The following is a 7650-nucleotide window of genomic DNA, read 5'->3' as shown; positions in this document are numbered from 1 at the left end:
ATTTATATCACCTCTATATGCAATGATGTCATAAATTTTATAAATTGCATATAGAGTTTTAAATAATTTTATGAATTTATTTTAACTGTTTCCAACCCCCTTTAACTTTTTCGCGATATCATTATACGTATGAAACGTATCAGGGTAAATCGGCTCATTTTTTCCCATTAAAAATCGAATCGTATTTTGCAGCGCGCGCAAAAGGGCGCGATCGATATGTTCCCTTGCCAGCGCCCGCACATCGTCAACGCCTGGAAATGAACGATTCGGCTCAATATAATCCGCAATATATACAATTTTTTCAAGCAACGTCATATTTGGGCGCCCCGATGTGTGATAACGAATGGCATTCAAAATGTGTTCATCTTGAATGCCAACTTCCGTTTGAACTAAATACGCTCCGACAGGCGCATGCCACAATTCTGGGCTGTACATCAATAAATCTTGCGGCATTTGTTGCTCGATGATGATGTGCTTCATTTCCTCCTTTGAGCGGAACTTCGCATAATCATGAAAAATGGCAGCTAATTCTGCCTGTTGAACATCCGCTCCGTACAATGCAGCCAGCTCGACCGCTGTTTCCATGACGCCTAATGTATGAATATACCGTTGCTCTTTTAATTGCTTGCGCACGATCGCTAACGCCTCTTCACGTTTCATACAACCGATTCTCCTTTATATATAATTGAACGGCTTTCGGTAACAAGTACGCGACACTTTTCCGATGTTGAATACGTTCACGGATGAGCGAAGAAGAAACGGCAAACGTTGGAACGTCCACTTCAATGATCGGATATGTCGTACGAAGCGAATAACCCGGACGTTTTACACCGACAAATTGCACGAGTTGAACGAGTTCATCAATACGATACCAATGCGGTAAATATTCGACCATATCCCCACCAATGATAAAGTAAAACGTTGTATTGGGATGCCGTTCCTTTAACAAGACGACCGTATCGTACGTATATGATCGCTCTTTTCGTTCTAATTCAATCGTTTCCACGCGAAAGTGCGGTTCATCGCCAATCGCCGCATAAAGCATATTGACGCGATGCGTATGATCTGTCACCTTATTTTCTTTATGCGGCGGAATGTAGTTTGGCATAAACCATACTTCATCTAGCTTTAGCTCTGTTCGGACATCGTCTGCAATTAATAAATGTCCGTAATGAGGCGGATCAAACGTCCCACCTAAAATGCCCACTCTTTTCACTTCGTCTCTCCTATGTTGGCAATACAATTTGTTTATGTTCACGTGATTCTTTATATAACACGATCGTATGGCCGATCAATTGGACGATTTCCGCCCCCGCGCCCTTCGCTAATTGCTCAGCAACAACTTCCTTCTCTTCTTCGCAGTTTTTTAATACGCTCACTTTAATTAGCTCTCGCGCTTCAAGCGCATCAGCAATTTGTTTAATCATATTGTCATTTACGCCACTTTTTCCTACTTGGAAAATCGGCGTTAAATGATGGGCTAAAGAACGTAAAAATCGTTTTTGTTTTCCTGTTAACATGTTTTTCCTCCTAACTGTTGTATGACAAGTTGTTCCATTCGTTTCGTATTCGGGAATATACCTGTCCATTTTTCAAACGCGAGCGCACCTTGATAAACGAACATGCCGACGCCGTTTTGCACGCGCGCACCTTTTTCTTTCGCTTCTTGCAGCCATTTCGTCATGAGCGGATTATAAATAATGTCGCTTACGATCGTATCTTTTTTTACATGCCGAAGGGACAGCGGCGTCGCATCGACATGCGGATACATGCCGACAGACGTCGTGTTAATAATGATATCGTACTCCCCTACCCGCTCTTCTGCTTCTTCAAGCGAATATACAGATGATTGTTGGACAACAAACGCCTCTGCTTTTTTGACTGTTCGATTACATACATCGACAGCGGCGACACGATGTTTAAGAAGAGAGAAATAAATGCCGCGCGCTGCTCCACCTGCACCGACAAGCAAAATGCGCGCACCTGACAATTCGACGTTCATTTGCTCGCATAGTGCTCGGACAAATCCTTCACCATCTGTATTATAACCAATCCATTTGCCGTTTTCATTGACGATCGTATTGACCGCACCCATTTGTTTTGCGGTTTCATCTAATTCATCGACATATTCCATTACCGCCGTTTTATGCGGAATTGTCACGTTCAATCCTGCACACTGCAACGCTTTTAACCCTTGTACCGCCTCTTTTAACATGTGCGGCTCGACGTGAAAGGCGTGATAATGCGCATGAATGCCGAGCGATTGAAATGCATCGTTATGCATGAGCGGCGATAGCGAATGATGTACAGGACAACCAATGAGCGCAAATAATTTCAAACTCCTCTCCCCCTTGCATTAAATGAGCGACTTGCGCAACATGACGCCAACGCCTTTCGGTGCGTAAGCGATAACGTGAGCGCCCGGCTCATGACATGTCACCCAACCAAGACCTGAAAAAACGATATCCGTCTTCGGTTCTTTTAACATAAAATGGTGGGCAACGAGCGGCGGCAATTGCTCACAGTAACTTTTGCGCGGTGGCTGCAACAGCTCGCCTAAATGTTTTTCATATAACTCATCGGCATGTTCTCGCTTCGTCCGATGAATAAATAACTCATTTGACATATAACATACAAATGGGCGTCTCCCCCCCTGGACGTAATCTAACCGAGCCAGCCCCCCGAAAAAGAGCGTTTGTTGTTCGTTTAATTGATACACTTTCGGCTTTATTTCTTTTTTCGGTGTAATGATCTTTAAATCTTTTTTGTCGACAAAATGAGCCATTTGATGGTGATTAATAATGCCCGGTGTATCGTAAAGCGCTGATCCGTCATCGAGCGGAATTTCAATCATATCGAGCGTTGTTCCCGAGAAATACGACGTCGTAATGACGTTTCCTCTCCCCGTCGCCTCTTTAATGATGCGATTAATAAATGTTGATTTTCCAACATTCGTACAACCGACAACATATACGTCTTTGCCGTTACGATACTCATCAATCGCTGCCATCACTTCTTTTATGCCATAACCTTTATTAGCGCTTACTAAAAAGACGTCGCGCGGCTGTAGTCCGAGCTCCCGTGCCGCCTGTTTCATCCATCGCGTCACTTTTTCATGTTTAACCGACTTTGGCAATAAATCGACTTTGTTGCCGACAAGCAGCACGTCTTTTTTGCCGACAAATCGATGTAACCCCGGCAGCCAACTACCGTTAAAATCAAAAATATCAACAATTTTCACGACCAATCCGTCCGCTTGTCCGATGCCGTTTAAAATATTTAAAAAATCATCATCCGTCAACGACACGTCTTGCACTTCGTTGTAATGTTTTAAACGAAAGCAACGTTGACAAATAATCGGATCGCACTCGAGCGCTGAAGGGGGTGCATACCCAATTTTCTTTTCATCTTCTGTTTGAATCGTTACTCCACATCCGATACAAATGACTTGTTCACTCATTTCGATCACTCCCAATGAATCATACCTTTTTTTCGCATCATATTTAAAATTTTTCTTTCAATGTTTCGGTTAATACGGGTAAAAAAGCCGTCTGTTTGCGCAACAGGAACGACTAAAATCGTATGTAATCCGAGACGGTTGCCGCCAAATACATCGGTAAGAAGCTGGTCGCCGATCACGACAACCTCTTCTTTTTTCAACTTCATGTCCCGCAACGCTTGTTGAAACGCTCGCGTCAACGGCTTGCGCGCTTCGAAAATAAATGGGATGCCAAGCGGTTTAGCGAACGCTTCTACTCGTTTTTTATTATTATTGGATACGACCGTCACTTGAATGCCGCTTTGTTTCATTTGCTCGAACCATCGAACAACGTCTGGCGTCGCAAGCGGACGATCCCATTCAATTAACGTATTGTCTAAATCCGTAATAATTCCTTTTATTCCTTTTTGCTTCAGTCGCTCCGGGGTAATTTCAAAAATGCTTTTTGCATGTTCATTCGGCAAAAAATATTTTAACATCTTTGCTCATTCCTTTTTTCATTTTTTACATAAATAAACAAATTGTAAAATTTTTCGACAAAATCCGACCATTTTCACAACTTGTGGATAACTTTATACACATATTCCACACTTATTTTTCAACTTTCTCCCCATGTTATAAACAAAACATCCACAACTTATCCACGATTACATGTGGATAATCAGAACGATTGTTCTTGTTTTTAATTTATGGTAAAGTGAAGATAAACCTACCATTATATGTATACCTTCATTCACATATACGTAAGGAGGCGAAAAAAATGAAATGTTTACCTGACGACTTGTTAATTGAATCATACTACAAAGCGAAAGAATTGCAACTGAGCCCAGAGTTTATTCAACTAATCGAACGCGAAATTGTCCGTCGTCGTCTTCACCATAAGCTAAAGCAGTCATCATAAGTTCGGGCTCTCACTCGCTTTTTTCTTTTAGACCAAGGAGCCCGAGCCGTTGTCCCACTTTAACTTCTAACGGCGGAACAATTTGCTCATCTAGTGTAAACGCTCCTTTTTCAAATAACAACACAACCGTTGAACCGAACGAAAAATATCCGATTTCTTCTCCTTTTTTGACGTAATCATGTTCGTGCGTTAGCTCAATGCTATTTACAAACATCGCTCCGACTTTCACAATGGCCGTATGCATACCATTTGTACACAGTTCCGTAATTCTTCTGTAATTTTTAGAAAGTGGATCCTTGCCATATTTCAACCCAAGGCGGTTTACAGGGTATGACTTCCCTCCGAGCGCCCATTGCTTCACAACTTCCCCACATATTGGGCTATGAATGCGATGATAATGGCTCGGACTTAAATACAAAATAATAAACGTACCGTGCAAATACTTTTCAGCGATGCGATCATCGCCAAGCATTTCACGTATAGAGTACGTCTTCCCTTTGACGATGATTTCTTTTTGATCCGTAATGATGCCAACATCTTCAACAACTGCGTCCACAGGGCTGACGACGCTATTTGGATGTTCATCGATTGGGCGAAGTCCTTCTTTCAACGTACGGATGAACAGTTGTTGTAACGTTTCATATTCATGCAGTTTTTTTTCCATCTCTTCTTCATTGACTTTATATACTTTCGCATAAGATGGAATAATGAAGCGACTCCACTTTGAACTTGTAAACGAAGCGAGCCATTTAGATGTCATTCGTCGATTGGTCAGTTCGATTAACAGGCGATATAGCCATTTCATGAGCGTTTCCCCCCTGAAGTAAAGATTATCCTTTACTAGTTTGCTTATTATCAATAAAATATTAGTAACCGAGTAATATGTTTGGCAAGTGGGTCGGCACGATTTCAAATAAAGGAGTGGACACTTATGTTTTTATCCGATTATATTGATCATACCATTAAAAAGCTTAAAGCGCATACGGCGAACGTATTGACGTTAACAAACTTAAGCTTAGGTGGCTTCGCCATTTTATTTGCAGTAAAAGGACAGCTTAACGTATCGGTATTATTCATTTTTCTAGCAGCACTTGCCGACCGCTTCGATGGAACGGTCGCTCGGAAAATGAACATCGAATCCGACCTAGGCAAACAGTTGGACTCAATGAGTGATATTATATCATTTGGAGTAGCACCTGCACTATTACTTTATCAAGGTTTATTGCACGAATTTGGCGCACCTGGTTCGTTCTTCACGATTTTTTATATCGGTTGCGGAGCATTTCGCCTTGCAAGATTTAACATTACTGAAAGTAACGGTTATTTTACCGGTTTGCCGATTACTGCGGCAGGTTGCTTATTGACGCTTAGTTATTTGACGATTCACTATTTCCCACCTTACGTCTTCATTTTTATTATTTTTACGCTTTCTCTTTTAATGGTCGGCTCGTTTAAACTGAAGAAAATGTAACGATTATATTAGACGTCCCTTGAAGGTTTCCACTTCAAGGGTTTTTTTCGTACAAATTTCCCTTTTCAAACATTCGGATAAATTATATGATAAACTTGGATTTATTTTTCATTCTACAACTAGAGGTGATATCATGGACCGTACGTCCTTAATTGGGCTCATTCTTGGCATTATCGCAGTCGGTGTCGGAATGGTGTTTAAAGGAGTTAGCCCAGCTGTGCTCGTTAACCCTGCGGCGATTTTAATCATTTTATTAGGGACAGCGGCCGCAGTAACCATTGCCTTTCCAACGAAAGAAATTTCGAAAGTCCCAAAGCTATTCGGGGTCATTTTTAAAGAGTCGAAAACGCCAAAAATTGAAGAATTGATTCCACTTTTCGTTGAGTGGGCGAACATCGCTCGCCGCGAAGGGTTGTTAGCGCTAGAAGCGAAAGTCGCCGAAATTGATGACCCATTTTTGCGCAACGGATTAAGTTTAGCTATTGATGGACAGTCACAAGAATTTATTCGCGATGTGATGACTGAAGAAATTGAAGCGATGGAAGAACGCCATCTCGCAAATGCAACTATTTTCACACAAGCAGGAACGTATGCTCCTACACTTGGGGTACTTGGTGCCGTCGTTGGGTTGATTGCGGCCTTACAAGATATGTCTGATATTGAACGTCTCGGTCATGCGATTAGTGCGGCGTTCGTCGCAACGCTTATGGGTATTTTCACCGGATACGTGCTTTGGCATCCGTTTGCGAACAAATTGAAGCGGAAATCGAAAGAGGAGATTAAAGTGCGGCAAGTGATGATTGAAGGGGTGCTCTCTATCATTGAAGGACAAGCACCGCGGGCGATTGAACAAAAACTAGCTTCTTACTTGCCGATGAGCGAGCGTCAAAAACTTTTAGGACAAGGAGCTCAAAATAATGGCGAAAAAGCATAAAAAGCATCATCATGAGGAACATGTCGATGAGAGCTGGTTAATTCCGTACGCCGACTTACTGACGTTGCTGTTAGCTTTGTTTATCGTATTGTTTGCCAGCAGTCAAATTGACTCAAAAAAGTTTATGCAAATTGCTCGCGCCTTTAATAGCGTGTTTACAGGCGGCACAGGAGCGCTGCAATATTTAAGTCCGATTGAACGCGAAGAAATGGATTCGGTCATTAAAGATTCTCCGAGTCAAAAGCCGTATGTAAAAATTTCAAAAGAAGAATACGAGGAACTAAAAAAGATTCAAAGTAAATTTAACGAATATGTAAAAACGAATCAATTAAGCGGAGAACTATCTGTCGCCATGACAGAAGAGGGGCTACTTGTCACGATCGCGAACGACGTCTTGTTCGATTCCGGTAGCGCCGATATTAAACCGCAATATCGCGATGTCGCTAAAAAAATATCGAATTTGCTCGTCATGAACCCACCGCGCAACATTGTCATTAGTGGACATACAGACAACGTGCCAATCAACAATGCAAAGTTTGCTTCAAACTGGGAATTGAGCGTCATGCGCGCCGTCAACTTTATGAAACTATTGCTTGAAAATACAAAATTAGACCCGCAACTATTTAGCGCAAAAGGATACGGTGAATTTAAACCGATCGCATCTAACGCAACAGCTGAAGGACGAGCGAAAAACCGACGGGTAGAAATTTTAATTATGCCGCAAGAACCGGCACAATAAAAGCGAGGGGACGCTCCCTCGCTTTTGTTCATCCTGTCAATATATCGCCATTTGGATAACGAATATTTGTTTTTTTCGGCTTCGCAATCGAATAAACAAGCGTCAA

The 7650-nt window shown here is 41.9% G+C and carries 11 protein-coding genes; 4 read left to right on the top strand and 7 right to left on the bottom strand.

Features of this window, described 5'->3' with window-relative positions; translation table 11 throughout:
• Positions 1–81 precede the first annotated feature (81 nt).
• Genes yqeK through V7Z64_RS09395 form a run of 6 tightly spaced genes read right to left on the bottom strand, consistent with a single transcriptional unit; the run spans position 82 to position 3978 of the window.
• Positions 82–660 (bottom strand): bis(5'-nucleosyl)-tetraphosphatase (symmetrical) YqeK, encoded by a 579-nt coding sequence (gene yqeK / locus V7Z64_RS09420; RefSeq protein WP_297987735.1) that lies wholly within the window; start codon positions 658–660, stop codon positions 82–84.
• On the bottom strand, positions 650–1216 hold the full coding sequence (locus V7Z64_RS09415) for a nicotinate-nucleotide adenylyltransferase (RefSeq protein ID WP_297987733.1): 567 nt from the start codon (positions 1214–1216) through the stop codon (positions 650–652). Before V7Z64_RS09415 ends, yqeK begins: the two co-directional genes overlap by 11 nt.
• A gap of 10 nt (positions 1217–1226) precedes the next feature.
• Positions 1227–1520: a ribosome assembly RNA-binding protein YhbY gene (gene yhbY, locus V7Z64_RS09410; protein WP_297987732.1), complete on the bottom strand. Its 294-nt coding sequence runs from the start codon at positions 1518–1520 to the stop codon at positions 1227–1229.
• Positions 1514–2338 (bottom strand): shikimate dehydrogenase, encoded by an 825-nt coding sequence (gene aroE, locus V7Z64_RS09405; protein ID WP_297987729.1) that lies wholly within the window; start codon positions 2336–2338, stop codon positions 1514–1516. The genes yhbY and aroE overlap by 7 nt, the downstream gene beginning before the upstream one ends.
• Positions 2339–2356: 18 nt before the next feature.
• Positions 2357–3460 carry a ribosome biogenesis GTPase YqeH gene (gene yqeH, locus V7Z64_RS09400; RefSeq protein ID WP_297987727.1) on the bottom strand — a complete coding sequence of 368 codons (1104 nt, stop codon included), beginning with the start codon at positions 3458–3460 and terminating at the stop codon, positions 2357–2359.
• A 5-nt stretch (positions 3461–3465) separates the two neighbouring features.
• Entirely contained in the window at positions 3466–3978 is a 513-nt protein-coding gene (locus V7Z64_RS09395; RefSeq protein ID WP_297987725.1) for a YqeG family HAD IIIA-type phosphatase, read from the bottom strand.
• A 281-nt stretch (positions 3979–4259) separates the two neighbouring features.
• On the opposite strand from V7Z64_RS09395, the gene V7Z64_RS09390 reads away from it, so the two are divergent.
• Positions 4260–4400 (top strand): sporulation histidine kinase inhibitor Sda, encoded by a 141-nt coding sequence (locus V7Z64_RS09390; protein ID WP_003393842.1) that lies wholly within the window; start codon positions 4260–4262, stop codon positions 4398–4400.
• Positions 4401–4410: 10 nt separating this feature from the next.
• Here V7Z64_RS09390 and V7Z64_RS09385 read toward each other — a convergent pair whose 3' ends face one another.
• Positions 4411–5205 carry a phosphatidylserine decarboxylase gene (locus V7Z64_RS09385; RefSeq protein WP_297987722.1) on the bottom strand — a complete coding sequence of 265 codons (795 nt, stop codon included), beginning with the start codon at positions 5203–5205 and terminating at the stop codon, positions 4411–4413.
• A gap of 126 nt (positions 5206–5331) precedes the next feature.
• On the opposite strand from V7Z64_RS09385, the gene pssA reads away from it, so the two are divergent.
• The 3 genes from pssA to motB all read left to right on the top strand — a co-directional run bounded on the left by pssA (position 5332) and on the right by motB (position 7544).
• Positions 5332–5871, top strand: coding sequence for a CDP-diacylglycerol--serine O-phosphatidyltransferase (gene pssA, locus V7Z64_RS09380; RefSeq protein ID WP_003393837.1), 540 nt, complete (start codon positions 5332–5334; stop codon positions 5869–5871).
• 133 nt (positions 5872–6004) lie between these two features.
• Complete coding sequence (gene motA / locus V7Z64_RS09375; RefSeq protein WP_003393834.1) at positions 6005–6805, top strand: flagellar motor stator protein MotA; 801 nt, start codon at positions 6005–6007, stop codon at positions 6803–6805.
• Positions 6789–7544 carry a flagellar motor protein MotB gene (motB, locus tag V7Z64_RS09370; RefSeq protein ID WP_297987717.1) on the top strand — a complete coding sequence of 252 codons (756 nt, stop codon included), beginning with the start codon at positions 6789–6791 and terminating at the stop codon, positions 7542–7544. The genes motA and motB overlap by 17 nt, the downstream gene beginning before the upstream one ends.
• Positions 7545–7650: the final 106 nt, after the last annotated feature.

The sequence above is a fragment of the Anoxybacillus sp. genome (assembly GCF_036834105.1).
Taxonomy (GTDB): Bacteria; Bacillota; Bacilli; order Bacillales; family Anoxybacillaceae; genus Anoxybacillus.
Note: the sequence above shows the minus strand (reverse complement) of the source record. Positions and strands in the feature narration are given on the sequence as shown.

Excerpts from the sequence above, each read along its gene's own strand:
- yqeK (WP_297987735.1), bottom strand. The coding sequence starts at position 660 with ATGAAACGTGAAGAGGCGTTAGCGATCGTGCGCAAGCAATTAAAAGAG.
- yhbY (WP_297987732.1), bottom strand. The coding sequence starts at position 1,520 with ATGTTAACAGGAAAACAAAAACGATTTTTACGTTCTTTAGCCCATCAT.
- yqeH (WP_297987727.1), bottom strand. The coding sequence starts at position 3,460 with ATGAGTGAACAAGTCATTTGTATCGGATGTGGAGTAACGATTCAAACA.
- V7Z64_RS09395 (WP_297987725.1), bottom strand. The coding sequence starts at position 3,978 with ATGTTAAAATATTTTTTGCCGAATGAACATGCAAAAAGCATTTTTGAA.
- V7Z64_RS09390 (WP_003393842.1), top strand. The coding sequence starts at position 4,260 with ATGAAATGTTTACCTGACGACTTGTTAATTGAATCATACTACAAAGCG.
- V7Z64_RS09385 (WP_297987722.1), bottom strand. The coding sequence starts at position 5,205 with ATGAAATGGCTATATCGCCTGTTAATCGAACTGACCAATCGACGAATG.
- pssA (WP_003393837.1), top strand. The coding sequence starts at position 5,332 with ATGTTTTTATCCGATTATATTGATCATACCATTAAAAAGCTTAAAGCG.
- motA (WP_003393834.1), top strand. The coding sequence starts at position 6,005 with ATGGACCGTACGTCCTTAATTGGGCTCATTCTTGGCATTATCGCAGTC.
- motB (WP_297987717.1), top strand. The coding sequence starts at position 6,789 with ATGGCGAAAAAGCATAAAAAGCATCATCATGAGGAACATGTCGATGAG.